This window comes from Methylophaga sp. F7, assembly GCF_056863975.1.
Map to the genome: position 1 here is coordinate 1381443 of NZ_CM166511.1, position 26752 is coordinate 1408194.

Below are 26752 nucleotides of genomic sequence, written 5' to 3' on the forward strand. Positions count from 1 at the left end.
CTTCTAAAAAAGAGTGTTTAACTCAGCAAAACTATCAATTACTGCGTCTGGGTGAGCAGCGCGGATATCATTGCCATGGTTATAACCGTAGCTCATACAGACGATTTGAAAACCGGCGGCGCGTGATGCTTTGACATCACTGACCGAGTCGCCAATCATCAAAGCCTGCTGTGGCTCGATTTTAAAATAATTGGCTGCATAAAGCAGCGGTGCAGGATCCGGTTTTTTCTGCGGCAAGGTATCACCGCTGACAATCAGTTCAAAATAATCGCGGATCCCCAGATTATTCAGAATGGGCAGCGTAAACTGCTCATCTTTATTCGTCACACAGCCCAGATGAATGCCCTGATCCTTGAGCCATTGCAATCCCTGTTTTACACCGGGGTATAGCAGACTGCGTTTACTGGTGTTTTCTGCATATAACGCCATAAAGATTGGAACTGCCTGGGCATAAAGTGCTTCAGCTGGTTCACCATCAAGTTGATTTATCAAGGCGCGTTTTATCAGCCTTTCAACACCATTACCCACCCAGTTTCTGACTTTGGCTTCGCCACGTTCGGGCAGGTTGAGTGCCCGCATGGTCTGATCGGTACACCAAGCCAGATCAGGCACACTGTCAACCAGTGTGCCGTCCAGATCAATTAACGCAAGCTCTGGCTTGATTAATGCCATTGATTAGATTTTTGCCTGGGCCAATTCAGCACGCAGTGCTGCAATTACGGTTTCATACTTATTAGGATCATTATCCTGAGCAGCACCAAATACGGCAGAACCAGCAACAAAAGTACGGGCGCCGGCTTCAGCAATTTCACGGATATTCTGAACGTTTACACCACCATCAATTTCCAGATCGATATCATAGCCACTTTCATCAATCATTTTGCGAGCCTGACGCAATTTTTCCAGCGTGTGAGGAATAAATTTCTGACCGCCAAAACCCGGGTTCACAGACATCAGCAGAATACGATCTACTTTGTCCAGAACATGTTCAGCCAGCGTTAATGGCGTCGCAGGGTTAAATACCAGACCGGTTTTACAGCCTTCTGCTTTAACCAGTTGCAGGCTGCGATCAATGTGATCCGAGGCTTCAGGGTGAAAAGTGATGTAACTTGCGCCAGCTTTGGCAAAATCAGGAATAATGCGATCAACCGGTTTCACCATTAAATGTACGTCGATTTCAGCGGTAACACCATGCTTGCGCAAAGCTTCACAGACCAAAGGTCCGATCGTCAGGTTAGGGACATAATGGTTATCCATAACATCGAAGTGAACGATATCAGCACCTGAGGCCAGTACATTTACCACTTCTTCGCCAAGGCGGGCAAAGTCAGCGGAGAGGATAGATGGGGCAATTTTGAATTCGGCCATGTCGGATTCTCTCTAAGTTAGTTAAAAATTTGCTATCAAAACCCGTTACTCTACCCCAAAAGCCGGGTTTTTTCAGCTTTTGAAATTCATTATCGCTCTTTATACTGGCGTCAGTTGTCCAACCGAGCTAAATAGGAAAACAAGTGCGAATTCACCCACGATTGTTTATTACATTTTTGATGTTTCTCCCGTGCATGACTTTACAGGCCGGTGCTTTAGATGAAACATCTGCAGCAAAGCCGCAAATATTGCGTCAGGATTCAATAACGAAAGGCTATGAGCCATTAGCTGTAGGCGATCAAACCATTGCATCAGCGTATTTACCCCAAACCTTAGGTATACCTCGTGGTGCTATTTTGTTACTGCATGACGTCAATGAACATATCGACAGTGCTGCGATTGGTATTCTAAGACGACAGTTGCCAGCTTATGGCTGGAATACATTATCAATCAAGATTATTCGGTTTACTGAAGCGAGTGAACAAGAGCCTCCCGCTACAGAGGAAGGCGCTGCTGTTGTGGATGAGGCGAATTCAGCAGAACAGGCTGAAACAGATGAAGCTGCAGCAACAGAATCTGAGAATACGTCCGCAGATAATGAAAATACTGAAACAGCCGATACCACTGAAACGGCAGAACCAGCTGAAGCAGAATTTACAGCGATAACCACTGCTCAGCGTCTGGATGCAGCTTTATTAAAGTTACAGCAGGAAGGTCATGAAAATATTGTTTTGATTGGTCAGGGTGCAGGGGGAGAACTGGCCTTAAAAACGCTTAACGAAACTGCGGTTCCGGTTGCCGCAGTAATCATGATAAATACCGGTGAATTAGCAGAAGGAACAAAAATGATTGAAACGGCGATTCCAATACTGGAAATTCTGGGCAGTCGTCAGAAAGACACTATTAAACAAGCTGTTCTGCAACGGCATATACAGATGAAAACCGAACAGAAAACCAATTATCAATTGCGACAAGTTAATGGGGCGGCTCATTATTTCGCCAGCTCGTCCAGGCGATTAACCAATCTGGTTCATGGCTGGTTATATACGCAGTTTTTTGAAGAAGAGGATGCGTCTTAATGCGCCTTTACTATGGTGGCTCAGTAGTTTATCAAGCCGCTTCTGATGAGGGCATTATTGAAGTCGTTGATATTGGCGATCAGCGATCGCTGCATTTCGGAACTTATCCACGACAAAGCAGCATGTCCTTGCAATCACCCCATTTGCTTGAACTGAGTTATACCCGCGCCATGATGGCCAGCTTATTATTTCAACCGAATCCCAAAACTATCTGTGTTATCGGACTGGGTGGTGGATCACTGGTCAAGTTTTTGTTGCACCATTTTGAAGATTGTCAGATTGATGTCATCGAATATCGGCAGGATGTGATTGATGTGGCACATCGCTATTTTGAAGTGCCGCATAATGATCCCAGACTGCGGATTCATCACGATGATGGTTATCAGTTTGTCAGTAACCAGTTTTTCAGCAATGGCGCGTTTTATGATCTGTTGCTGGTCGATGCTTTCGATCATGTGGGAATGTCGGCCAGTGTGGGTGGCCAGGCATTTTTCGATGCCTGTGCCGGCGTGCTTAATGACGATGGACTGATGAGTATCAATCTATGGGGAACCGATCGGCCGGGATTCAGTCAATCGATGCAACGTATAAATCAAAGTTTTGATAATCAGACCTTAGTGCTACCGGTGGCAGATAAAGGCAATGTGATTGGTCTGGCGTTGAAGCAAAAATTCAATGTGAGCCAGTTAAAAAGACATCGAGACCTGGCCGAAAATCTTAATCAGCAGTTTGATATCGGTTTACCGCAATCATTGCATGATCTGATAAAACAGAATATTTCATTTTTAAACCGATTATTTCTTTAAAAATATTAATTTACAGGTGATAATTCAGGCGTTTTATGATAAAAATCTATTGTCTTTTCTTAGCGGATTAACTGCCATATGCTCAGGCTGCTTTTCTTAGTCTTTTTATTTCATTGGCCTGCTGCTGCCACGATGGCAGATTCAGAGGCTATTGAAGTGGTGATTGTGCGTTCAGAAAATAAATTACTGGTTAGAAAAAACGACAAAACCTTACGCAGTTTTAAAGTGGCCTTTGGCAGTGGGGGTCGTCAGCCAAAAATGCAGGAAGGTGATCGCAGAACACCCCAGGGACATTATCGAATCAAAGATATCCGCAGCAGCGATAAGTTTTATCTGTTTATGCATCTGGATTACCCCAATATGGATGATGCAAAACAAGCGCTTAAAGATGGCAGAATAACCCGCACGCAATACCGCAAGATTCTCGCAGCGTTTATCTACAATGAAACTCCGCCGCAAAATACACCGTTAGGTGGACAGATTGGCATTCATGGTATCGGTGAAGAGACACCAGACAAACTGGATATTCATGCAATATCGAACTGGACCAAAGGGTGCATTGCAATGCGCAACTCTGAAGTGCGAGAGTTAGCCATGTGGGTTGATGAAGGCACACCGGTCATTATTATTGATTCACTTGAGTCTTTTAAAGCGGCAGTTAATCCCTAGGGCGTGTTTATCTTTCATCTCCACCACTGCTGGCGACTATTTTTGCGCCCGCCTGCGTTGCTCGTCACTTATTTAGAATAACTACAAAAACGTCAGGAACGTTTTTGAGCGCAAGCCCCAATGGGGTGAGATACATGGATGTATCTCACAAAAGGCGCTCCTCGTGCCTTGATTGACGCTTTTTCAGCTCACAACAGAGGCGGAGATGAAAGATAAACACGCCCTAGCCAGTTTATTGCAGCCACATTTGTCAGAACATAAATGTATTCGTCATATTTAACTGCATCGAAGATACCTAAAACCTAAGAACAAGCCATCAGGTGTTTGCTACAATAAGCCATTGATTTTTCGCTGTTGTTGATCTGAGGTTGTATGCAAGCCGCTCCCGATATTTTTTCTTACCGCAAATTCTGGGCTCACCGCTTTGGTGTTGCGCCACAATTGCCAATGTCACGCAGTGAAATGGAAGCTCTGGGTTGGGACAGTTGTGATGTGATCATCATTACCGGGGATGCCTATGTGGATCATCCCAGTTTCGGCATGGCATTAATTGGTCGATTACTGGAATCGCAAGGTTTTCGGGTCGGAATTATTTCGCAGCCCGACTGGAACAGCACTGAAGATTTTCAGCGATTAGGTAAACCGAATCTGTTTTTTGGCGTCACTGGCGGCAATATGGATTCGATGGTCAATCGTTACACCTCAGATAAAAAAATTCGTCGTAATGATGCTTACACTGCCGATGGAGAGGGTGGTAAACGCCCTGATCACAGTGTTGTTGTATACAGTCAGCGTTGTCGTGAAGCTTACAAGGGTGTGCCAATCGTTATTGGGGGCATTGAAGCCAGTTTACGTCGTATTGCTCACTATGATTACTGGTCCGAAAAAGTACGCCGCAGCGTGATTATGGATTCCAAAGCCGATTTACTGGTTTACGGAAATGGTGAGCGGCAGGTAGTTGAAATAGCTCATCGTCTCGCGCAAGGTGAGGCGGTTAGTGAACTGATCGATGTTCGTGGCACGGTCTATACAAGGCGTCATGGGCGGCGTGATGACTGGTGGGAAAAAGATTCCACCAGTATTGATAAACCAGGCCAGCTTAATCCGCCAATTGATCCATATCAGATGCAGACCGAAGAGAGCTGCGAGCAATCCAAGGCCGAAACTGCTGAGCAAAATGCTGCTCCAGTTGAACCCGCTACCAATGTAATCAAAATTCATCGCGTTTCTCCGCGTAATGCTGAGAAAACCGTTATTCGCCTGCCGCGTTACGAAACCGTTAAAGACGATCCAATAATCTATGCACATACTTCACGGATTCTACATTTAGAGACTAATCCGGGTAATGCACTGGCGCTGGTTCAGCAACACGGCGATCAGGATGTCTGGCTCAATCCACCACCGATTCCTTTGACTACCAAAGAGATGGATGCGGTATTTGATCTGCCTTATAGCCGTTTGCCGCATAAGGAATATGGCCAGGCCAATATCCCAGCTTATGAGATGATCCGTTTTTCGGTGAATATCATGCGTGGCTGCTTTGGTGGATGTACTTTCTGTTCGATTACCGAACATGAAGGTCGTATTATCCAGAGCCGCAGTGAAGATTCGATTATTCGTGAGATAGAGGCCATTCGCGATACCACGCCCGGCTTTACCGGCATTATCTCGGATCTCGGTGGTCCGACCGCCAATATGTATCGACTGGCTTGTAACAGCGAAGAAATCGAAGCCAGTTGCCGTCGTCTGTCCTGTGTTTTTCCGGGTGTCTGTAAAAACCTGAATACTGACCATACGCCGTTAATTAATTTATATCGTCGTGCCCGCAGTCTGCCGGGTATCAAGAAGATCCTGATTGCCTCTGGATTGCGTTATGACCTCGCGGTTCTGTCACCGGAATATGTCAAAGAACTGGTCACTCATCATGTGGGCGGCTATCTGAAAATTGCACCGGAACATACCGAAGATGGTCCACTGTCACAGATGATGAAACCGGGCATTGGAACCTACGATAAATTTAAGGCCATGTTTGATAAATATTCCAAGCAGGCTGGCAAAGAACAGTATTTGATTCCGTATTTTATCGCTGCCCATCCGGGTACGACTGATAAAGATATGATGAATCTGGCGTTATGGTTAAAACATAATGGCTTTCGAGCCGATCAGGTTCAGGCATATTTGCCCTCACCGATGTCAGCTGCAGCCGCAATGTATCATTCGGGCAAGGATACCTTACACAAAGTACGTCGTCAGGGCGGCGATATTACCGTTCCGAAAGGCTTGAAAGTTAGGCGTTTGCATAAAGCGTTTTTGCGTTATCACGATCCGGAAAACTGGCCGATGTTACGTGAAGCCCTGAAAAGTATGGGCAGATCTGATTTGATCGGTAATGGCAAAAAACATCTTATACCGAGCTTTCAACCCAAAGGCACTGGCGAAATGGGTGAAGGCAAACGTATTACCCGTAAGGCAAAAACGCCTTCAACAAAACCGGCTTTCCGTACCCAGCATGTTCGCTCCAAAAAGGTAAAAAGTGGAACGCAACGTTCCCGTAAACGATAGCATTTGAATGGAACCCAGCCGGTAAAAGCTGGGTCTGAAAACCATCTCAAGAGATTCCTATGGAGAGGAGTGCATGCGTTTAATCAACAGCAAAGATCACTACGGTTTAATCAGCATACTGCTGCATTGGTCGGTCGCACTGCTCACCATTGGCTTGTTCTTTCTTGGCATATGGATGGTCGACCTTGGCTATTATGACGACTGGTATTACCAGGCACCCTGGTGGCATAAAGGTTTGGGATTTATTGTTTTTCTATTGGTAGTGTTGCGCTGGATCTGGCGACCCATTGCAGGAAAACCAAAAGGTATTTCATCTTCCCCCGTTTGGCAGCAACTGGCAGCCAAAGTCGTTCACCAATTAATGAACCTGGCCATTGTCCTCCTGGCAATAACTGGCTACCTGATTGTCACTGCAAAGGGTGAATCTTTGGGGATTTTCGATTGGTTCAGTATTCCAGCTATTTCCAAATTATCGGTTGAAACCAGTGATCTGGTCAGCAAACTGCATTTATGGTCTGGCTACTTCATTATTTCATTGGCTTCATTCCACGCCCTGGCGGCGTTGAAACATCATTTCATCAATAAAGATGCAACGTTGCGTCGCATGCTTAATCTTTAAACCAACAGGAGTTACCATGAAAAAAACCATCTTTGCCTTGGCTATGAGTACGGTGTTTACATTGCCTGCTCATGCGGCTGACTATGTTATTGATACCCAGAAAGCCCATGCATTTATTGATTTTCGGATTCAGCATTTGGGATTTAGCTGGATGAGCGGTCGCTTTAATGATTTTGAAGGGACTTTCAGTTATGACTCGGAAAACCCGGAAGCGTCAAAAATTGATGTGAAAATTGATGTTGCCAGTGTAGATACCAATTTTGCTGAGCGTGATAAACATTTGCGTGAACAATTTCTTGAAACGGCGCAATATCCTGATGCTCGCTTTACTTCCACCAGCTTCGAACAGCTGGAAGACGGTACATTATTGATGAAAGGCGATTTCACGTTGCACGGTGTTACCAAACCGATGACCATTCCAGTTGAGAAAGTCGGTGAAGGTGATGATCCATGGGGTGGTTATCGAGTCGGTTTTTATGGCGAAACCAGCTTTATCATTGAAGATTATGACATTGATGTCAGCAAGTTGGGACCAAGCTCTCAGGAAGTCTTTCTGATTTTGTCTATTGAAGGTATCAGACAGTAGTTGATTTGATTAATCTTGTCGGGCGAGTTTAAACAAACGTTTTAGCTCGTCCTCTAGACTGTTTGCTGGTACAGCCTCTTGACCACGGTTGTACCAGTAAGCAGCGTTAGAAAGATCCCCTTCAATTCGATGCAGGTAACCATGGATTAAACAGGCCAGTGGATCACTGTATTGCTGGATAAGTTGATGAGCGCCATGCCAATCCTGTTCGCGAATTTTATCCAGTGCTTGAAGATGTATGACGCTCATTGGTTTCCTCAATATTTATGACTGCCAGGTAACACTACCCAGCATCAACAAACTACCCACGACGGCGAAAGGTGATGTTACTACCACAAACAGCAGCTTCATCAATTCGCGGAAAATATAGATGGTATCAACGATATAACCCATAGCAAAACTCCTTTGTAGTGCACGGTTGAATTATAATGCGCGACTGTGACGGACAAATGACATGATGATGACCAACCTATGAATTTGCTTGCCCTTGATACCAGTACTGAAAGTTGTTCTGCTGCAATCACCATAAACGGTGTGTTGTATCAGCAACAGCAAATGACTCAGCGAGGGCATTCGACCCTGATCTTGGGGATGCTCGATCAACTTTTCAAGCAAGCCGATGCCTCAATTGCCGATATCGATGCATTGGCATTTGGTAGGGGCCCTGGTTCGTTTACCGGTGTGCGCATTGGTGTCGGAGTTGCGCAGGGAATTGCGTTTGCCCGTGAACTTCCAGTCATCCCTGTTTCAACACTTGCTGCTGTTGCGCAGGCTGCTTTTGATGCTTTTGGTCATCAAAACATAGCCGTGGCCATGGATGCCCGTATGGATGAAATCTATGCAGGTTGTTTTCAGGTGAAAGATGGGTTTGTGACGCTAATCGACGAGGAAAAAGTGTGTACTGCTAAACATTTTTTTCCAGCAAATGCCGAAAAGTGGTTAGGTGCAGGAAATGGCTGGCAGGTTTATGCTGAGATGTTGCAAGCCAACTTTTTTGAACAATTGATTGACCAGCAAGCCGATATTTATCCTGGTGCAGCAACGATTCTTAAACTTGCTGAGCAGTTTTATCGGCGTGGTGAGTTTGTCAGTGCTGATAAGGCGCTACCAGTGTATCTGCGGAATAATGTTGCTAAAAAGAAGGCACAACAGGGATGATTAAAAAAGCCGATAACATATTCGCTTCTCCGCTGGAACAGATGGTGGACTTTCGTTTTGATGAACGCGTGGTGGACGTGTTTCCCGATATGATCCAGCGTTCGGTGCCTGGCTATGGCACCCTGATCTCCAATATCGGCATTCTGGCCGCTCGTTATGCTCAGGAAAACAGCAGTTGCTATGACCTGGGCAGTTCCTTAGGGGCGATTACCTTGTCAATGCGCCAGCGTATTAAGGCGGAAGGTTGTCAGATTATTGCTGTTGATAATTCTCTAGCAATGATTGAACGGGCGGAGAAAATCATCGCGGCGGATAATAATCGCGTACCGGTTGAGCTACGCTGTGAAGATATTAACCAAACGCTTATTGAAAATGCCTCGGTAGTGGTGATGAACTTTACCTTGCAGTTTATTGCACCAGCGTTACGGGATGAGTTGATTGATAAAATCTATCAGGGCCTGAAACCGGGTGGCGTATTTATCCTGTCGGAAAAATTGGCTTTTGATAGTCCTGAACAACAGACATTTTTCACTGAAGCGCATCACGATTTCAAACGGGCCAATGGCTATAGTGATCTGGAAATCAGTCAGAAACGCAGCGCGCTGGAAAACGTATTAATCCCCGAAACTCTGGCAATGCACCAACAACGCCTTAGCCAAGCCGGTTTTTCTCGTAGCGAATGCTGGTTTCAATGTTTTAACTTTGCCTCTTTGATAGCGTTTAAATGACAGTATATGACCCGTTTTATCGTTGGCTTGAATCCGTTGGACAAGCTGATTGGGCCAAACAATTGGCCAAATTTACTGACCAGCGACTGGCTGATGATTTTCATGGCAAGATGCCGTTATGGCAAAAAGCGTTGGCGGATTTACCCTCCATAAAACCTTCTGTTATAGAACTGCAACAACGGGTTGATATTGGCGTAAAAGAAGATTTGGCGGCTTATGACTCATCTTCATTTATTGAGCTGATCAAAACCTTTCATCCCTGGCGTAAAGGGCCGTATCAATTATTTGATATACATATTGATACTGAGTGGCGATCGGATTGGAAATGGGATCGCGTATTACCGCATCTCAGCCCTTTGCATGGACGAAAGGTTCTGGATGTTGGTGGTGGCAATGGCTATCACGGCTGGCGCATGGTGGGTGAGGGTGCCCAGATGGTAATGGGGATCGATCCAACATTAGTATTCAGTATGCAATATCAATTGATGCAGCACTTTATTCAAAGTGAAAAGCATTTTGTTTTACCGATTGGTATTGAACATATGCCTGAAAAATTGCATCTCTTTGATACGGTCTTTTCCATGGGCGTTTTATACCATCGCCGTTCACCGCTAAGCCATTTGATGGAATTACGTCATTGTCTTCGTAGCGGCGGTGAACTGGTATTGGAAACTCTGATTATTGATGGGGAAGAGGGCATGAGACTGATGCCAGAGGAACGTTACGCCAAAATGCGCAATGTCTGGTTTATTCCATCAATTCCAACGATGCTGATATGGCTGCGTAGATGTGGTTATAAAAATGTGCGCTGTGTGGATGAAAATCTTACGTCACTGGAAGAACAACGAGCAACAGAGTGGATGACATTTGAATCGTTAGCCGATTTTTTGGACCCTCAGGATATGCATAAAACCATTGAAGGCTACCCGGCACCAAAACGAGCGATATTTATTGCTGATGCACCATAGCTGAGATTGAGGTTTGGAATCGTTAGAGGATGTCTTTAGAAAGCCATTGAACTGGGTGAAACCGAAATCCACTTGCCACTACGATGCTGGCAGGCATCCAGCGATTTTTCCTGTAAGTCATCACCGTTTTTGATTTTTAACTGATAGGCAAGGCAGGGGTAGTGCCCGTAAGAATAACTTCGCAACAGCTGGATTTGATATTGGATGCCAGTATGGTGATTAATCCAGCCATGTTCGGACTCGAAATCATTGGATGAAAGGATTTCCTGAGTTCTATCAAGATCAATCGTGGTCATCGCGGTGTCGGTTTCAATACCTGCTTCGACGCCTGCTAAAAGATCCAATGAGGCATGAGCAGTTGGTATTAAAAGCGCCACAATGAGTAACGGGTAAAAACTATTATGCCAAATACGATTCAATGTGCATTCCCATCTTTGGTAGAAGTCCATTAGAAACCGAAATATAACATCCTTCAATAAGTAAACTATCCTTGTTTAAGCAGGATATTTTTCCTTTAAATCCATGGGTTTATTTTTTTCGTGCTTAAAATCTACTTAAAAATCGTTATTTAATTTAACGCCATGGTGGATTTTTTCAGCAATAAGACACTGTGTTTACGCAATAAGCTCCAGTGAAACTTTAATTTTATGCATTTTCATCAACAGCTACGACATTGAATGAACCATCTGCATTTACACTCACTGAAAATTCGATTGGGCGGCAACAGACAAAGCAATCCTCAATATATTGTTGGTATTCCACACTGGCATCCAGTAAAACTTCAATAGTTTCACCGCAATATGGACACATTACGGATTGTTCCTGTAAAGCTTGCATCGCCATGCTCCAAAATTGTTTATTATCGTTAAGAAATGTTTAGGCATGCATTAGTTCAATCTGTCATTCATTAAATATATTTTTGTGTAAGACATAGGGCATTTTGATCTTTGATAGCCACCATAGCTGGAGGCTATGAAAGATCAAAAAGCCAATAGATAAACTCTGGGAACAGCACGATGCAACAGGCAATAAAACAAACCCTTTCTGCTTTTTTTATAAGTTGGCGTACACAATTCAATAGTCGTCCAGTAATTTCTATCCTACTGCTGGTGTCAATCGCTGGGCTTGCAATATTGTTTCTGATGAATTTGCTGTATCGGCAGTCCACTGTTGACCCACAGTTTTTAAAATGGGCACTTATAGGTGGAGGCGTTGGGGCCTTGTCAACGGCCCTGGGTGCAGCACCGGGTTTATTCGTTAAAAAGCTTCCCGCCGTAACTGAAGATACTATGCTGGGCATGGCTGCAGGTATGATGTTGGGAGCCAGTTTTTTTCGTTGATTTTGCCGGGGATTGAAGTAGGTACTGCATTGACGGGAAATGCTGTCAGTGGAGTAGTTATCATCATTTTTGGCATGATTGGCGGAGTGGTGTTGATGCTAGGGCTGGATTATTATCTGCCGCATGAACATCAACATCTTGGTCCGTGCGGAGCAGGGCATCAACAGGTAGGTCGGGTTGGACTGTTTGTTTTGGCGATTGCCTTGCATAACTTTCCGGAAGGCATGGCAATTGGGGTAAGTTACACCAATGGTAATCTGGCGGTGGGTATTCCGTTAACCGCAGCGATTGCCTTACAGAATATCCCCGAAGGTCTTGCTGTGGTATTGGCATTGCGACGTATCAATATATCTTCCGGCAAAGCCGTAGTGATTGCTGCAGCAACCGGTCTGGTCGAGCCGGTTGGCGCCGTAATGGGTATATTCCTGTCCAGTGGTTTACCGGTTTCCTATCCTTTGGGATTAGGCATTGCCGCCGGGGCAATGATATTTGTGGTTTCGCATGAAGTCATACCGGAAACGCATCGTAACGGACATCAGACAAGAGCGACAGTGGGATTGATGGGCGGCTTATTTGCCATCATGCTGATAGATACATTATTAGGTTGAGTGACTGTACTCAAACAAATAACGACGATCTCCGAGACCAATGCCTTCGGCAATTTGTTTAAAGCCAGACTTTCGATAAAATTCAAGTAATTGAGGATAATGTGCTACTGCATCCAAATGCAGGGTCCGATCACTGATTAACCCTAAACAGTGCTGAAGCAGTAGTCGTCCATAACCCGCTTGTTGGTGTTGGGGATGTACGGCCAATTGCGTCAGATAGAAGTCAGACCGCGGGGCCTGTGGCCAACAGTCTGCATAATAATCGGCTGGTTTAAGCCCTAAAGCGACACAACCTATAACCCGGCAATCCTGCTTGATGACATAGACTGTTTTTTGTAGCAGATTCTGTCTGACAGACGCTTCGTCATAAACATTCAGCCAATGGGACATACCTTGCTGATGCATATGATTGGCACACTCCGTTAACAGTGTGACTAACGCTGGGATATCTTGCTCACAAGCGAGCTGTATTGGCGTATTAGCTATCAACATTTAGTTTAATGGCCAAATCAACATAATGACTGTCAGGGTTACGGCACCAATAAAGAAATTCATCGGCACACCTACTTTTAAAAAGTCACGAAAATGATAACCACCTGGGCCATACACCATTAAATTGGTTTGATAGCCCAATGGGGTTGCAAAACTGGCTGATGCCGCCATCATAATGGCAAACACGAATGGTTCATTATGCAGTTCGGCTTTGGAGGTTAATTCCAATACGATCGGTAACATTAATACCGCTGCCGCATTATTGGTAATTACTTCGGTCAGTACAGATACAGCAATATATGTCATCACCAGCATTAACCAGGCTTGATTCTGGCTTAATGAAACTATACCGGTGGCAATCACGTCGGCAACACCGGTTTGCTGTAACGCTACACCTAATGCAAATGAAGCGGCAATGGTCAAAATCACTGTCAGATCCAGACTACGTTCAGCCTGGCTCACCGAGCAGCAGCCAGTTAATATCATCATTACAGCCCCAATCAACGCCGCATTCAGCATGCTGATTACCCCAAAACCAGCGGCGGTAACCAGAGCAATTAAAATAACCCAGGCAATGCCAGCCTTATCATGATTCGGTGATTCTTTTCCGAGGTCGTTAATCAGCAAGAAGTCTTTATTATAGCGTTGCCGACTGACAAAAGCCGGTCTGGCTTCCAGCAGTAATGTATCCCCGGCTTTTAAAACAATATTGCTCAAATTGCCTGGGATACGCTCTCCATTTCGCGCGACAGCCATTATTACCGCACCATAACGTTGACGAAATTTTGCATCGCGAATAGTTTCTCCAATCGCGGCGCAATGTGGAGAAACGACTGCTTCAACCAGACTACGTTCGGGACGATCAGCAGAAAAAACACTACTTTCTGAATCTGAAGTGGAAGCGACAATGCCCCTGATTCTCAATAAATCTGTAATGCCCTGCGTGTCACCAGCAAATACCAGACGATCGCCACTTTGCAGACGTTGTTCTGGTGTGACGGCGGTCAGCAATGTCCCATTGCGCTCGATTTCGACAAGATAAACACTTTTTTGCTCGCGTAAACCTGCTTGCTGAATGCTCTGTCCCACGAGTGGACCATTAGATTCAACCATCACTTCCAGCGTGAATTCCCGAACATTTTCGAATGCATGACTTTTACCAATATCCGGTAACCATTTAGGAAAGAAAAGCCACATAAACACTAGTCCACAAATCGCAACAGGCAGTCCAATAATGGTAATCGAAAATATTGAAAACCCGGCTTCACCAGTTAATGTCTGGTATTGCCCATTCACTACCAGATTGGTACTGGTTCCAATCAACGTTATAGTGCCTCCCAAAATAGCGGTATAACTCAACGGAATCATGATCTTTGACGGGCTGATGTTGATGCGTTTGCTCCAGGCCAAAAGGCCAGGAATCATGGTAGCCACAACAGGAGTATTATTTAAAAACGCACTGAGGAAAACGACCGGAGTAAAAATACGTAAATAGGACCTACGTACCGTTTTGGGTGACCCCAGAAACGATTTCACCATAATGTCCACACCACCAGACGCATGCAGACCGGCAGCGACAATAAACATGGCAGCGACGGTAATCAAACCACTGTTACTGAACCCTGCTAGGGCTTGTTCGGCATTTAGAATGCCGGTTGCCAGTAATACAGTGAGGGCAGTGATCATAGCAATATGTGGGCGAACACGACTGAATATCAACACGAGTAACACACTAGTTGTTACGATTAACGTAAACCATGCTTCCAAAGACATTTTTATCGCCCAAGCCATATTCAAGGCGACTATCATCGCAAGAAATCGATATAAACAGAATTAATAAATATGTATTTACATATGATGTTTACATATATTAATTATCCCATTGCTGAGGGACTTTTTTAATCTGCGAAATATCATAACCCTGCTCAGCAAGCAGTTTCAGCATTTGCAGGTAATCCTGTTCAGGAATTTGCGGTGTTCTGGCCATTATCCAGACATAATCGCGTTTTTCACGACCTATAATTGTCTGGGTGTAATCGTCATTTATGTAAACAATTCGGTAGTCGGCTTTGATAGGCCAGATAAACTGCATTCCCCAGACGGCGTTAGATTCGTCATCCAGAATAAAGCCTTTGGGATGATATTGTTTTAGTTCGCCATCAAAGCTGCCTTTATTGAAAGTAAAGGTCGTGGCAATCGTGCCATCTTCATTTAATTCGTAAGATTCCACAGCATTGTGTGCACCTTTTTCAATAAAGGTGGGAATATTGGCGATCACATACCAATCACCCATAAATCGGTTTATATCTACATGGTTTTCGGTACGAATCGGTTTTGACATTGACTGACATCCTGCTAACAGCGTGATAAACAGCAACAGAGATAATTTACGACCAATCATCGACATCCCTCCTGAAATAGAGATGCTGATGATCGGATGTCTGTTGTGAATCAAATGTGAAGGCGGCTTGCAGAATGACGTCGCCGGATTACTTCAGGATCGGGTTTTGATGAGCGCTTTGAGTTCTTCAAGCTGTGCGGATAAATCTTCTATGGTCATATCATTTTTATGCGCTTCTTCATGCTCTTCGGCACGCTCCTGTTCCATCACATTGACGACAATACCAATCAGCATATTGAGGAAGGCAAAAGTATTGAGGAAGATAAACACCAGATAATAAATCCAGCTCAGTGGATACACTGCCATGGTTTCGTACATGACATCAGTCCAGTCCTCGAAAGTCATTACCCGGAACAACGTCAGCATTGAGACAGCAATATCCCCCCAAAGAAACTCATTTATCTCCTCGAACAGCGTGGTGCCGATGGCGGCAAAAATATAGACGATAATAAACATCATCAAGGCAACATAACCCAGCTGTGGTAACGCTTTGAGCAGAGAGTTGAGCAAATGGCGGAGTTCGGGGATTACCGATACCATCCGTAATACCCGAAAGATACGTATTAACCGGGCCACATAAGCCAGTTCACTATCATTGACCGGTATCAAAGAGACCGCGACGATAATAGTATCGAACACATTCCAGCCACTTTTGAAAAAATCGCGCTTATTGGGTTCTGCCAGAAAACGAACGCTTATTTCAACAACAAAAAACAGGGTAATCGCATAATCCAGCCAGTCGACTAAGCGCAGAATTTGCAGGGGGATTTCATAGGTTTTAACCCCGGTGACCATGGCAGAAAATAAAATAACGCTGACCACGATAATTTCGAACAAACGATTTTGTCGCAGGCGTTCTAACTTATGTTGAAAACTGAGCGGAGAGGGTGCGGTGGTTTGCATGAATCAGGGCCAAAAAGACAATCAAGGCCGCGATCATAATCGGAATTTCTAACGGGGCAAAGACGTTTATTTGAATAAATCAGAGAGCCAGTCAATCATTATCCGTAAGATTGTTGATTAACGTCATTATGACTTTTTTATTAGCCTCATTCAGACCGCGAAATAAACAGAGTAATCGCTGTTCGGAATCGGAAATAGTAAATTGTTTCTCAGCAACTGCGCGGTAACCACCCCGGTTGATGTTTGCAGCAACAGAATGCTGGCGATGTTTTTCATAATCCTGAAACAATCTCATGACAATTTCCAGGTTGAGACTGATTTCATGCTGATGGCTGAAATCACGCAAACGGTCTTTCAAATCATCCGGAATGCGCAACCCGAAAGCCTCAGTGTAGGTGCTGGTAGGGTGTCTCAGCAGAAATTCTCGCACAGCTGTTTTGCCGAAGCGATGCGTCAGGCTGTTTTGTAATAAAAACAATGCCTCACTGGTCGTGCTCCGATTGTGCTGTGTTGCCTCAGAACGTAGCCAAGACATAAGCTCAGCAGGCAGTCTAAGGCCAAAAGGTCCTTTTCTCGCGCTCATTATTTAAAGAGTGTAAACAGTTGTTATTGACATAGTTAGTTACCATCTGTAGTTTCATTACCACTGGTATCTATCACCGTGGTATTAGATAAAGCCAGTGTTGCTCAGTACACGTGAAAGACCAGTGAATAGGACTTGTGCAGCTGACGGAACGAATGGCTAAAGATCAACGTTAAGGACAAGGCACGTAGTGTGAGAAACACATTATTAGAAAATGCTTTCAAATTTGCACATGAAGGCATCGTCATCACGGATGAGCATCAGAAAATTGTTGATATCAATGAAGCGATGCAACATATCACTGGCTACTCCCGTTCTGATCTTATCGGCAGCAAACCGCAAATCCTTAGTGCTGAAAGCCAAAATAAAGTATTTAATCAGTCTCTATGGCAGTCATTGCAGCGCAACGGTTTCTGGCAAGGCGAAGTGTCCAATAAACGCAAGGATGGATCGCACTACATAGCCCGGTTTAGTGTGAAACGAATCAATGCCCACGGCAAAGTGTTTTACTTGGGTCATTTAAGTGATATCACCACCGACAGGAAGTATCGTGCTGTTCTTTCTGATCTTGTTCTAAATCGAAATTCACATCAGATCCTCAATAAAAACCGGCTGGAAAATGAATTCAGTCATATGAGTACCCTGGCAGACCAGAAGGATGAAAAACTGGTTGTGGCCTTTATGGATCTGGATGAGTTCAAAAGTATTAATGATATTCATGGCAAGGTCACCGCTGACCAATTATTGGAAAAGGTTCCCGAACGTGTTCGAACTGCTCTGAAGGAAAGCGATAGCATCGTGCGCTACGGAGGCGATGAATTTGTGCTGATTATCGGTGGTATTTCCAGTCATGCTGCTGCCACAGACATTATTAACAAAGTGCTTTCAGCCATATCACTCCCCTTTATCATTAATGATGTGCCGATGATGATTACAGCTTCAGTAGGCTATACGCTCTATCCCGAAGATAAAGGCAGTCTGGACACATTAATCCGCCATGCTGACCAATGTATGTATAAAGCCAAGCTGGATGGCAAATCTACCGTGGTTGCCTACGATCCAGGTGAAGAGGTCCAGATTACCGAGCGTAACCAGCAGCTGCGAGAAATTGCGACGGCAATAAGTGAAGATCAGTTTGTTTTGTTTTATCAGCCCAAGGTGACGCTGAGTACCGGGCATATCTTTGGCTTTGAAGCCTTGATTCGCTGGCAGCATCCCAAACGTGGTCTGCTGTCACCCGATAAATTTATTGATCAGGTTTACGATACTGAATTGGAAGTCAGTCTTGGCCAGTGGGTTATTCGTCAGGCATTAAAACAGCTCGCATCCTGGCAACAGGACGGTCATAACTATCAGCTGAGTATCAATCTCACCGCATATCACTTATCGACAGCAGATTTTTTTGACTGGCTGCAATATCAGATTCAGCATTATCCTGGCCTGGACACCAGTCGTTTCCAGATTGAAATACTGGAAAGTAATCGGTTAAGCGATTTGAGCCTTATCAGTAATGTAGTCGAATTCTGTAAATCAGAGTTCGGCATTACTACGGCATTGGATGACTTTGGTACCGGCTATTCATCGTTGACCCATATCCGGGTTTTACCGGTGGATGTTGTCAAAGTAGATCAGACATTTGTCAGACGAATGTTAAGTGAGCCTGAGGATTGTAAGATTGTAGAAGGTGTCATTGCGTTGGCACAGTCATTCAATATTCAGGTTATTGCCGAAGGCGTTGAATCTATTGCCCATGGTGAAGTGTTATTGGCAATGGGCTGTAATCAAGCACAGGGCTACGCGTTAGCCAAGCCTTTGCCGATTGATCAACTGATGAAGTTTTTAAGCTCATATCAGCCCTTCAGGCAATGGTGTTCACAATCGGGTCTATTGAAAAACCATAAGCAGGCACGACTCAGTCTGTTTTATTTTTATCTTAAATACTGGTTGCATCAACTTCAGGAAAGACTTTTTGCTGAGCCTGAGATTAAAACCGAGTGGCCGATAACCCAATTATCCGATACTCATTGCGGAATCTGGCTTGAAAAGGCCCGATACCATCATTATCTGGACAATGCCACGCTTGACCAGATCAGCCAATTTCATCATTACATCTTTCAATCTGGAAATGATTTACTGGCCAGTTATCTAGCAGGGGACGTGCATGCCAGCCGGGCAGGATTTAATGCCCAGGAAACCACGTTCCAAACCACACTTTATGAATTACATGTGCTAATCAAACGAATGTCTGAATAAGAATTCCGTTTTAACTTGTTGACAGTTGCCGCAGTTATTGAAATGATATGATATATCATAATTTATGGGATAACTGAAAATGAAAGATGATTTGGCCGTGGCCTGTTCAGGTGCATGCATGATCCATTGCTTAGTAACACCGATAGTCATTGGATTTGGCACAGCGGGACTGTTAGGGGATTGGTTTACTTCTGAATGGGTGCATAAGGTAATGCTCGTTCCGGTGATCCTGCTGGCGATTCTGAGTTTACCGGGAGCTTATCGCAGACATAAAAATCATTGGCCTTTATTACTCGGTGGAATTGGACTTTCCACCATGGTTTCAGCATTAATCGGTCCGGAATCTCTGGAGACATGGATCACATTGAGTGGCGGACTGCTGTTGATTACCGCCCATCTCTGGAACCGAAATCTGTCACTTCGACTTCTTCCTGTTACGAGGGAAATGTAAATGGATAAACAGGATTTATTAAATGAACAAGGAGAAGGGCTTTATGAACACAAATCTAGATAAACGCCTGCCAGTTACTGTGTTATCAGGTTTTTTGGGAGCCGGTAAAACCACCGTATTGAATCATATTTTAAATAATCGCGAAGGTCGAAAAGTGGCAGTTATTGTCAATGAAATGAGTGAAATCAATATCGATGCTCAACAAATTCAGCAGGATGTGCAGCTTAATCGCGCCGAAGAAAAGCTGGTGGAAATGAGCAATGGCTGCATCTGCTGCACCTTGCGGGAAGATCTGTTGATTGAGGTCCGTCAGCTGGCAGCAGAGCAACGCTTCGATTATCTGGTCATTGAATCAACCGGTATTTCCGAACCTTTGCCAGTGGCTGAGACGTTTACCTTTGCTGATGAAGAGGGAGAAAGTCTGTCACAGATTGCTCGTCTCGATACCATGGTAACGGTGGTGGATGCAGTGAATTTTCTGCGTGATTTTAATGAAGCCAGACAACTGCAGGAAACCGGTGAAAACCTTGGTGAAGATGATCTGCGAAGTGTGGCTGATTTGCTGGTGGATCAGGTTGAGTTTTGTGATGTCATTTTGATCAGCAAAACCGATTTATGTACTGCTGAACAGCTAACTGAGCTGACGGGCATTTTGAAAAGCCTCAATACCGAAGCAGAGATAATTTTGATAGAAAATGGCCAGATCCCGTTGGATAAAGTATTGGGGACGCAGAAGTTCAGTTTTGAAAAAGCCGAACAGGCAGCTGGATGGTTGAAAGAAATGCGGGGCGAACATATCCCTGAGACTGAAGAGTATGGCATTAACAGTTTTACCTACGTCGCCCGTAGACCTTTTCATCCACAGAAGTTTTTTGAGTTTCTGCATCAGGATTGGCCCTGTGGCAAGTTGATTCGCTCCAAAGGCTATTTCTGGTTAGCCAGCCGCCCCCAGTTTGCCGGGCAGTGGAATCAGGCGGGTGGTATTGCCCGCTATGGTTTTGCCGGAATGTTCTGGAAAGCTATCCCTGAAAATCGCTGGCCACAGGATGAGGAGAGTCTGCAAACCATAAAAGAAAACTGGCAGGAACCCTTTGGTGATATGCGTCAGGAGCTGGTGTTTATTGGTCAGAACTTAAATGCTGAAATGGTGACAGCAGAACTGGATGCCTGTTTATTAAATGACAGTGAATTATTGGCCGGGAAGCAGCTCTGGGAAACATTGCCCGATCCTTTTCCAGCCTGGGAGGCAGCTTAAAATGAATCAGAGTGCTATTGCCCTCAATCCAGTATTTGAGCATGTGCAGAAAGCAGATTTAGCTTTAGTGATGACCTCAATTTATCAACCGCATATCAATCTGGTTATCTGGCAGCGACAGTTGCAAAAGACACTGCAGGACTATATTGATGCATTAACGCAAGGACTCAATGCGTTACAATTACGCACAATAATTGCTCCGGCTGAAGTCAGTGCGTGGCTTGGTGGATTATTACCAGAGGATCCTCAACGACATTTATTTATTGAGGATGTCAGTCAGTTAGTGGAAATGTATGCAGATCTGTTCGATTTAAACGTTGTAGGCTTGCGCCTCAGCCTGATAAACGAGACTATGTGCCCCAGATTTCATACTGATCATTTAGCTTGTCGGTTGGTAACGACCTATCACGGACAGGGCAGTGAATGGTTGCAAGAAGACAATGTCGATCGTTCAAAACTGGGTGCTGGTGCTAATGGATTACCTGATCATTTGTCAGGAATATATCGACATCATCAGGATATTCACCAACTTCAACAGGCACAGGTTGGATTATTCAAGGGTGATGGCTGGATTAATAGTCAGGTGAATGGCATTGTGCATCGTTCGCCTCATATCAATAAGACTGATAAAAGGTTATTGCTAACCCTGGATTTTGCCGAGTGAGTAGGAGACTGTTGGACATGCGAGTTGCAGTATATTTAGTCACCCTGTTTTGTGGCTTGCACTTGAGCGCTATTGTCTATGCTCAGGACGAACATCATGATCATGATGCAGATCATCGTCATCATGGTGCCCATGTACATGGAATGGCCACACTGGATTTAGTGATGGATGATCACGTATTGATGATGCATTTAAAGTCACCATTAATGAATTTTCTAGGTTTTGAACACCAGCCGGAAACAGAACAGCAAGAAGCCATTTATCAGGATATGCTGCAACAGCTTGAAATGCTTGCTACCCTTATAGAAGTTAAGGGATCGAGCTGTAAAGCTGAATCAATCGAAGTCGAAGAACCTTTTGCTGACTCTGACGAAGCAGGGCACGCTGACGTAGATGTCAGCTATTTTTTACGCTGTGAAAAACCTGGAAATATTACCGAATTGAAAATCAATTTATTTGATGTTTATAGTAATCTGGAAACTATGCAAGTGCAGATGGTTTTACCGACCGGCCAGCAGCAATTAAAACTTAATCAACAACGAACCTCTATCCGGATCCAGTAATGGCGAAAGTCGATACTCATAAAGTAATGCAACAAGCTGAACGAAGTTGTGCTGATCATGGTGTGCGGTTAACCAGCAAACGCAAACATATTCTCGAAGTGTTGTTAAATGCACAGGCCCCACGTTCAGCCTATGAAATTGCTGAGCTATATCGTCAGAAAACCGAGGAAAATATTCCAGTCATGTCGGTCTATCGAATGCTGGATTTTCTAATGCAGAACAGTCTGGTGCATAAACTGGCCTCCAATAATAAATTTATTGCCTGTGCTCATATCGCCTGCTCGCATTCACACCAGACACCACAGTTTTTGATTTGTGACAACTGTCAGCAGGTAAGAGAAATAGGAGTGGATAAGCAACTGATTCATGCACTCGAAGAGAGTATTGAACATAATCATTTTCAACTAAACAGTCCGCAACTTGAACTACATGGATTATGTGAAACCTGCCAGCAGGAAAGTTAACTCTTTTTTTGGCTTAATAATGATGTGATATATCGTATTTTTATAATATTTTGCATCTTTTGTGATATTTAAATCCAGGAGAAATCATGCTGGAAGTGAACCAGTTAACCAAATCATTTGGTAATCGAATTGCCGTTGATCATCTCGACTTTAAAATCGCTTCTGGCGAAGTTTTATGTTTATTGGGTGCAAATGGCGCAGGAAAAACTACCACCTTAAATATGTTGTTAGGCTTTACCTCACCAACCAGTGGCAGCGCCACTTTAGAAGGTCAGGACCTCTATCAGCAGTCATCGTCTTGTCGACAAAAAATCATGTATGTGCCCGAAAACGTCAATCTATATCCCCGGTTTGATGCAATTGAAAATATTCACTATCTGGCGGTATTGGCCAAAAATGAAATTAACCGATCAGCAAATCCATGAAGCGTTAATCAGTGCAGGGCTTAAACAGGCAGACTTTTCCAAGCAGTTAGCTGAATACTCCAAAGGCATGCGACAGAAAGTAGCCATTGCATTTGCTTTGTTAAAGCATGCCCGTTTGATTTTGATGGATGAGCCGACTTCTGGTCTGGATCCGGTTGCCACTCAGGATTTTATTCAAGTAGTGAATACGATTAAATCTCGCGGAGCAGCAGTGTTGATCGTCACACATGATCTTTTATGTGCCCATCAACTGGCTGACCGGATTGGCATTATGAAACAAGGCCATTTAACCGATCTCATTACCACGCAATCGTTAACACTGGATCAGCTAACGCAACGTTACTTTGATCAGTTTGCTGCATAAAAAAACAAAAGGACTTTACCGTGAAAAAAACTTTTATCAGCAGCCTGATTGTGTCTGCTCTGCCGTTATCTGTTGTTATTGCCGAGACCGATAATGAACCCGCTGCTCGTATTGATCCCCTGGTGGTGTTGGGTACGCGTCCGGATTATGCCGATGAAAATCTGGCCGGTTCACAGGATATTATCTCGCGTGAGGAGTTATCCATCAGTCACGTGAACAATACCATGGAGCTGTTTACCAAAATTCCCGGTGTTTATTTTGCCCGCTACAATCAGGGCATCATTAATACTGATATTGGTATTCGCGGTTTTGCTGCTGAGGGAAGTACTCCTCATGCAAAGCTGTTAATCGATGGCATTCCATCTAATCTGCACAATGGTTACAGCGAGATGGATCAACTGTTTCCAGGCAACATTGACACTATTCAGGTTTACAAGGGTAATAGTGATCCACGCTACGGCACATTTAATGTGGCGGGTAACTACCATATTGCTACCCGTTCAGATATTGGCCGTGACGTTGAAGTAACCCTCGGTAGTTATAACGCACGTGAGATTCAGGGTTATTGGGGAGAACAGACCGGCGCATTGCAACACAGCTATTTTGCTGGTTACCGCGAGTCAGAAGGCTATCGGGATAATTACGATATCGATAAATACAGTGTCGGTGGCCGCTGGTTTTATGACTTATCAGACGATACCTCACTCGGTTTTATTGCACGAATGGCCGAGTATGATGCTGATGCACCGGGATATCTCACCCAAGAAGAAGCACGCAAACATCCGACTCGCTCTGCAGCGTATGCAAGACAAGATGGTGGTGATAAGGAAACTCAATCTTACAGCCTGCATTTTGATACCGCATTACGTGATGATCTGACCTGGTCAGCCAAAGCGTATTACAACTATTACGAACGTGAGCGCTGGGTGAGGTTTAGTGAAGCTGGTTCATTGGGCAATCGTTATGATGAGCAGGATCATTATGGTTTTATCTCGACCTTGTCCTGGGATATTAATGAGCAGTGGGTATTAAACTGGGGGCTGGACATCGAACGCCAGGATGTATTGGAGCAGCGCTTTGGCACAATTGGCAATATGCGGCAACGTGATACCAGTAATGTGTCGCGTAACTTTGATTATGATTTTGTCAGCAAAGGCACCTATCTGCAGGTATCTCACACACCGAATAAGTTTATCGCCTGGAATGCCGCCATCCGTGCTGATCGAATTGATGGAGATTTTAAACAGCGTAACGCAGCCGATGAGGTGATCAGTAATCAGGATAGTTATGACTATGGCACCATTGTGCAGCCTAAATTTAATCTGTTCCTCTACCCAACTGATCAAGTGACTTTGTTTGCCAATGCAGGACGCAGTTTCCAGCACCCGGTCAGCAGTAGTGCCTATACCGATGGTGACCGTTCTGCACGTGATGTTTCAATCAATGATGGCTGGGAACTGGGGGTGAAATGGATGCCAACCTATAGCCTAGAATTTCGCTTGTCCTATTGGGAACAGAAAGCCAAAGACGAGTTTGTTTTGGTTGATGGCGTGTCTCGAAATGTGGGTGAAACGCTGCGTCAGGGCGCGGATTTTGGCATGAGTTGGATGGCAACTGACAAACTGACTCTTTGGGGTAACTTCAGCACTGTGGATTCAGAGATTCAAAGTCCCGGAGCTGACAAAGGAAATGAATTACGCAGTATTCCTTCCTATACCGCTTCAACGGGTGTTAGTTATCTGTTTACTCCGACGCTGACTGGACGTTTACATTACGATGCTCAGGGGGCGTCTTATATTAACGAAGCAAATGCTGGCGGCAAGTTTGGTCAATATAATCTGGTCAATGCCAGTCTTGATTACGAGACAAGCTGGGGCAATATAAACTTTCAGGTTAATAACCTGTTCAATGAATATTACGAATACGTATATGACTTTGGGAATGCAGGCGATCCGGTTGACACCATCCATTCACCTGGTGATGGCGTTAATGCCAGTGTTTCAGTGGCTTATAAGTTCTAATCATGATGCAGACTATTATTGAAATTGCTCGTCATGAGTTGATCACCCAGTGGCGCAGCCAGACTCTGAAAATCCTGTTGCCGTTGTTAGTAATATTAACGGCATTAATTGCATTTTCTCATTGGCAACAGCAGCAGGATTTTATTGAAGCCCAGACTCTCTGGCAGCAGCAGAATGATGCTAACTGGGATGCTCAGCCAGATCGGCATCCGCATCGGGCAGCGCATTACGGCACCATGGTGTTTCGCATCATTTCTCCCATGAGTTTTATTGATAGCGGAGTGAATCCGTTTGTCGGAAATGCGTTATTTCTGGAAGCACATAGGCAAAACAGCAGCAGCTTTAAACAATATGTCAGCAGTACGGCCTATATGGGGCTGGGCTATCTGTCAGGTGCGACGGTCATACTGGTGATCTGGCCTTTGGTATTGATTGCTTTGGCATTTAATAGTGTCAGTGGTGAGCGTGTACAGGGCACTTTGCGCCAATTGGTCTCACAAGGTATTAGCGTCAAACAGTTGTTATTCGGCAAAACGTTGGCATTCAGCCTGATATCGCTGGTATTTCTATTAGTGATATTTGTTATTGCAACTGGCTTTATGCTGCAAACGCCAGTACATGGCAGTGATGTATTACGAATGGGCGCTATGTTTGTTTTGTATTTGTTTTACTGCCTGTTATGGACCTTCACAGTGGTGCTGTTCTCCAACTGGTGTCGTACCAATCAACAAAGCTTGTCTGCATTGCTGTTGTTCTGGCTGCTGACAGTGATTGTGATGCCTAAAATGGCTTACAGTCTGGCTGATATGCAATATCCAATACCTGATCGGGCGGTGTTTGATATTCAGACAGCGCAGGAAATTGCCAAAGTTGGTAATTCACATGACCCCGATGATCCTTACTATAACGAGTTTCGTGAGCAGGTATTGGCAGAATACGGCGTTTCACGAGTTGAAGATTTACCAGTGAATTGGCGCGGCGTGTTGATGCAGGAGGGCGAGCGAATTACCAGCGAGGTGTTTACCCAGCAATATGCAAAGTTGATGCAAATCGCTGAACAGCAAAATCAATTGGTCAGCAAGGTGGCGTGGTTTTCACCTTATTTATTAGCCAATAAATTGTCGTCCATTTTCGCGGCGACCAACGCGGATAGTTTTTTGCATTATGAAAACGCTGCTGAGCAATTTCGCTTTAATTTCATCAAGCAGCTGAATCAGATGCATGCAGAACAAATCGACCATGCCCATGACCGTGAACAAAAAGTCTCGAATGAGCATTTGGCAAATCTGCAGCAATTTGATTATCAATCTCCTACCTTGCAGGCCGAACTGAATCTGATTTACCCGCCTTTATTAATATTATTGGGGTGGTTAATCATCGGTGTGTTGTTACTTTCCTGTAGTCGGAACGAGGTTTGATTAG

Annotated in this window: 31 protein-coding genes and 1 pseudogene; 21 read left to right on the top strand and 11 right to left on the bottom strand. The window is 44.5% G+C overall.

The annotated features are described in order from the left end of the window. Positions 1 to 3: 3 nt before the first annotated feature. Positions 4 to 672, bottom strand: a complete 669-nt coding sequence (locus AC08OG_RS07195) for a phosphoglycolate phosphatase (protein ID WP_439503240.1) — start codon at positions 670 to 672, stop codon at positions 4 to 6. Positions 673 to 675: 3 nt separating this feature from the next. Next, the gene (gene rpe, locus AC08OG_RS07200; protein WP_292356723.1) at positions 676 to 1368 is read right to left on the bottom strand and encodes a ribulose-phosphate 3-epimerase; all 693 of its coding nucleotides are present in this window, start codon (positions 1366 to 1368) and stop codon (positions 676 to 678) included. 143 nt (positions 1369 to 1511) lie between these two features. On the opposite strand from rpe, the gene AC08OG_RS07205 reads away from it, so the two are divergent. The 6 genes from AC08OG_RS07205 (at position 1512) to AC08OG_RS07230 (ending at position 7689) form a co-directional block, all read left to right on the top strand. Continuing rightward, positions 1512 to 2447, top strand: coding sequence for a DUF3530 family protein (locus AC08OG_RS07205; protein WP_482930455.1), 936 nt, complete (start codon positions 1512 to 1514; stop codon positions 2445 to 2447). Then, positions 2447 to 3253, top strand: a complete 807-nt coding sequence (locus AC08OG_RS07210) for a spermine/spermidine synthase domain-containing protein (RefSeq protein WP_439503242.1) — start codon at positions 2447 to 2449, stop codon at positions 3251 to 3253. Before AC08OG_RS07205 ends, AC08OG_RS07210 begins: the two co-directional genes overlap by 1 nt. A 132-nt stretch (positions 3254 to 3385) precedes the next feature. Further along, entirely contained in the window at positions 3386 to 3922 is a 537-nt protein-coding gene (locus AC08OG_RS07215; RefSeq protein WP_292356717.1) for a L,D-transpeptidase family protein, read from the top strand. 372 nt (positions 3923 to 4294) lie between these two features. Beyond that, complete coding sequence (locus tag AC08OG_RS07220; RefSeq protein WP_482930456.1) at positions 4295 to 6484, top strand: YgiQ family radical SAM protein; 2190 nt, start codon at positions 4295 to 4297, stop codon at positions 6482 to 6484. Between the two features lie 73 nt (positions 6485 to 6557). Beyond that, entirely contained in the window at positions 6558 to 7103 is a 546-nt protein-coding gene (locus tag AC08OG_RS07225) for a cytochrome b (RefSeq protein WP_482930457.1), read from the top strand. A gap of 16 nt (positions 7104 to 7119) precedes the next feature. Continuing rightward, positions 7120 to 7689: a YceI family protein gene (locus tag AC08OG_RS07230; RefSeq protein WP_292353415.1), complete on the top strand. Its 570-nt coding sequence runs from the start codon at positions 7120 to 7122 to the stop codon at positions 7687 to 7689. Between the two features lie 9 nt (positions 7690 to 7698). On the opposite strand, the gene AC08OG_RS07235 is transcribed toward AC08OG_RS07230, so the two are convergent. Together AC08OG_RS07235 and AC08OG_RS07240 are read right to left on the bottom strand one after the other, a co-directional pair. After that, entirely contained in the window at positions 7699 to 7938 is a 240-nt protein-coding gene (locus AC08OG_RS07235) for a hypothetical protein (RefSeq protein WP_014706879.1), read from the bottom strand. Positions 7939 to 7953: 15 nt separating this feature from the next. Then, entirely contained in the window at positions 7954 to 8082 is a 129-nt protein-coding gene (locus AC08OG_RS07240) for a hypothetical protein (RefSeq protein WP_292353414.1), read from the bottom strand. Between the two features lie 78 nt (positions 8083 to 8160). On the opposite strand from AC08OG_RS07240, the gene tsaB reads away from it, so the two are divergent. Genes tsaB through cmoB form a run of 3 tightly spaced genes read left to right on the top strand, consistent with a single transcriptional unit; the run spans position 8161 to position 10543 of the window. Further along, positions 8161 to 8847, top strand: a complete 687-nt coding sequence (gene tsaB, locus AC08OG_RS07245; protein ID WP_482930458.1) for a tRNA (adenosine(37)-N6)-threonylcarbamoyltransferase complex dimerization subunit type 1 TsaB — start codon at positions 8161 to 8163, stop codon at positions 8845 to 8847. After that, positions 8844 to 9575 carry a carboxy-S-adenosyl-L-methionine synthase CmoA gene (gene cmoA, locus AC08OG_RS07250; protein ID WP_482930459.1) on the top strand — a complete coding sequence of 244 codons (732 nt, stop codon included), beginning with the start codon at positions 8844 to 8846 and terminating at the stop codon, positions 9573 to 9575. Before tsaB ends, cmoA begins: the two co-directional genes overlap by 4 nt. After that, entirely contained in the window at positions 9572 to 10543 is a 972-nt protein-coding gene (cmoB, locus tag AC08OG_RS07255) for a tRNA 5-methoxyuridine(34)/uridine 5-oxyacetic acid(34) synthase CmoB (RefSeq protein WP_482930460.1), read from the top strand. The genes cmoA and cmoB overlap by 4 nt, the downstream gene beginning before the upstream one ends. A gap of 35 nt (positions 10544 to 10578) precedes the next feature. Here cmoB and AC08OG_RS07260 read toward each other — a convergent pair whose 3' ends face one another. Both AC08OG_RS07260 and AC08OG_RS07265 read right to left on the bottom strand, forming a co-directional pair. After that, on the bottom strand, positions 10579 to 10962 hold the full coding sequence (locus AC08OG_RS07260; protein WP_292400635.1) for a hypothetical protein: 384 nt from the start codon (positions 10960 to 10962) through the stop codon (positions 10579 to 10581). Positions 10963 to 11188: 226 nt separating this feature from the next. Further along, positions 11189 to 11380, bottom strand: a complete 192-nt coding sequence (locus AC08OG_RS07265; protein ID WP_292353409.1) for a CPXCG motif-containing cysteine-rich protein — start codon at positions 11378 to 11380, stop codon at positions 11189 to 11191. A 179-nt stretch (positions 11381 to 11559) separates the two neighbouring features. Here AC08OG_RS07265 and AC08OG_RS07270 point away from each other — a divergent pair, with 179 nt between their 5' ends. Both AC08OG_RS07270 and AC08OG_RS07275 read left to right on the top strand, forming a co-directional pair. After that, positions 11560 to 11883 carry a hypothetical protein gene (locus AC08OG_RS07270; protein WP_482930461.1) on the top strand — a complete coding sequence of 108 codons (324 nt, stop codon included), beginning with the start codon at positions 11560 to 11562 and terminating at the stop codon, positions 11881 to 11883. Positions 11884 to 11912: 29 nt separating this feature from the next. Beyond that, positions 11913 to 12491, top strand: coding sequence for a ZIP family metal transporter (locus tag AC08OG_RS07275; RefSeq protein WP_482930462.1), 579 nt, complete (start codon positions 11913 to 11915; stop codon positions 12489 to 12491). Here AC08OG_RS07275 and AC08OG_RS07280 read toward each other — a convergent pair. The 5 genes from AC08OG_RS07280 to AC08OG_RS07300 all read right to left on the bottom strand — a co-directional run bounded on the left by AC08OG_RS07280 (position 12483) and on the right by AC08OG_RS07300 (position 16870). Continuing rightward, a complete protein-coding gene (locus AC08OG_RS07280) occupies positions 12483 to 12983 on the bottom strand; it encodes a GNAT family N-acetyltransferase (protein ID WP_292400643.1) in 501 nt (166 codons plus the stop codon). The two genes, AC08OG_RS07275 and AC08OG_RS07280, sit on opposite strands and share 9 nt — an antisense overlap. Continuing rightward, positions 12984 to 14756, bottom strand: coding sequence for an SLC13 family permease (locus AC08OG_RS07285; protein ID WP_482930463.1), 1773 nt, complete (start codon positions 14754 to 14756; stop codon positions 12984 to 12986). 97 nt (positions 14757 to 14853) lie between these two features. Further along, the gene (locus AC08OG_RS07290; protein ID WP_292353405.1) at positions 14854 to 15384 is read right to left on the bottom strand and encodes a lipocalin family protein; all 531 of its coding nucleotides are present in this window, start codon (positions 15382 to 15384) and stop codon (positions 14854 to 14856) included. Between the two features lie 93 nt (positions 15385 to 15477). Beyond that, positions 15478 to 16287 (bottom strand): ion transporter, encoded by an 810-nt coding sequence (locus AC08OG_RS07295; protein WP_292353404.1) that lies wholly within the window; start codon positions 16285 to 16287, stop codon positions 15478 to 15480. Between the two features lie 91 nt (positions 16288 to 16378). Then, complete coding sequence (locus tag AC08OG_RS07300) at positions 16379 to 16870, bottom strand: Arc family DNA-binding protein (protein WP_292353403.1); 492 nt, start codon at positions 16868 to 16870, stop codon at positions 16379 to 16381. A gap of 192 nt (positions 16871 to 17062) precedes the next feature. Between AC08OG_RS07300 and AC08OG_RS07305 the strand changes: the two genes are divergently transcribed. The 10 genes and pseudogenes from AC08OG_RS07305 to AC08OG_RS07350 all read left to right on the top strand — a co-directional run bounded on the left by AC08OG_RS07305 (position 17063) and on the right by AC08OG_RS07350 (position 26748). Further along, complete coding sequence (locus tag AC08OG_RS07305) at positions 17063 to 19123, top strand: sensor domain-containing protein (RefSeq protein ID WP_482930464.1); 2061 nt, start codon at positions 17063 to 17065, stop codon at positions 19121 to 19123. Between the two features lie 79 nt (positions 19124 to 19202). Next, positions 19203 to 19574: a MerC domain-containing protein gene (locus AC08OG_RS07310; protein WP_292353401.1), complete on the top strand. Its 372-nt coding sequence runs from the start codon at positions 19203 to 19205 to the stop codon at positions 19572 to 19574. A gap of 43 nt (positions 19575 to 19617) precedes the next feature. Further along, a complete protein-coding gene (gene zigA, locus AC08OG_RS07315) occupies positions 19618 to 20829 on the top strand; it encodes a zinc metallochaperone GTPase ZigA (RefSeq protein ID WP_482930465.1) in 1212 nt (403 codons plus the stop codon). 1 nt (position 20830) lies between these two features. Beyond that, the gene (locus AC08OG_RS07320; RefSeq protein WP_482930466.1) at positions 20831 to 21493 is read left to right on the top strand and encodes a DUF1826 domain-containing protein; all 663 of its coding nucleotides are present in this window, start codon (positions 20831 to 20833) and stop codon (positions 21491 to 21493) included. A gap of 17 nt (positions 21494 to 21510) precedes the next feature. Further along, complete coding sequence (locus tag AC08OG_RS07325; RefSeq protein WP_482930467.1) at positions 21511 to 22056, top strand: ZrgA family zinc uptake protein; 546 nt, start codon at positions 21511 to 21513, stop codon at positions 22054 to 22056. Beyond that, the gene (locus tag AC08OG_RS07330) at positions 22056 to 22520 is read left to right on the top strand and encodes a Fur family transcriptional regulator (protein WP_292353397.1); all 465 of its coding nucleotides are present in this window, start codon (positions 22056 to 22058) and stop codon (positions 22518 to 22520) included. Before AC08OG_RS07325 ends, AC08OG_RS07330 begins: the two co-directional genes overlap by 1 nt. 86 nt (positions 22521 to 22606) lie before the next feature. Continuing rightward, positions 22607 to 23027 (top strand): annotated as a pseudogene (locus tag AC08OG_RS07335) (ATP-binding cassette domain-containing protein); the annotation flags it as partial. Further along, on the top strand, positions 23013 to 23309 hold the full coding sequence (locus tag AC08OG_RS07340) for an AAA family ATPase (RefSeq protein ID WP_482930530.1): 297 nt from the start codon (positions 23013 to 23015) through the stop codon (positions 23307 to 23309). The pseudogene AC08OG_RS07335 and the gene AC08OG_RS07340, both read left to right, overlap by 15 nt. A gap of 20 nt (positions 23310 to 23329) precedes the next feature. Next, entirely contained in the window at positions 23330 to 25330 is a 2001-nt protein-coding gene (locus tag AC08OG_RS07345; RefSeq protein ID WP_482930468.1) for a TonB-dependent receptor, read from the top strand. Positions 25331 to 25332: 2 nt separating this feature from the next. Beyond that, complete coding sequence (locus AC08OG_RS07350; protein WP_482930469.1) at positions 25333 to 26748, top strand: ABC transporter permease; 1416 nt, start codon at positions 25333 to 25335, stop codon at positions 26746 to 26748. Positions 26749 to 26752: the final 4 nt, after the last annotated feature.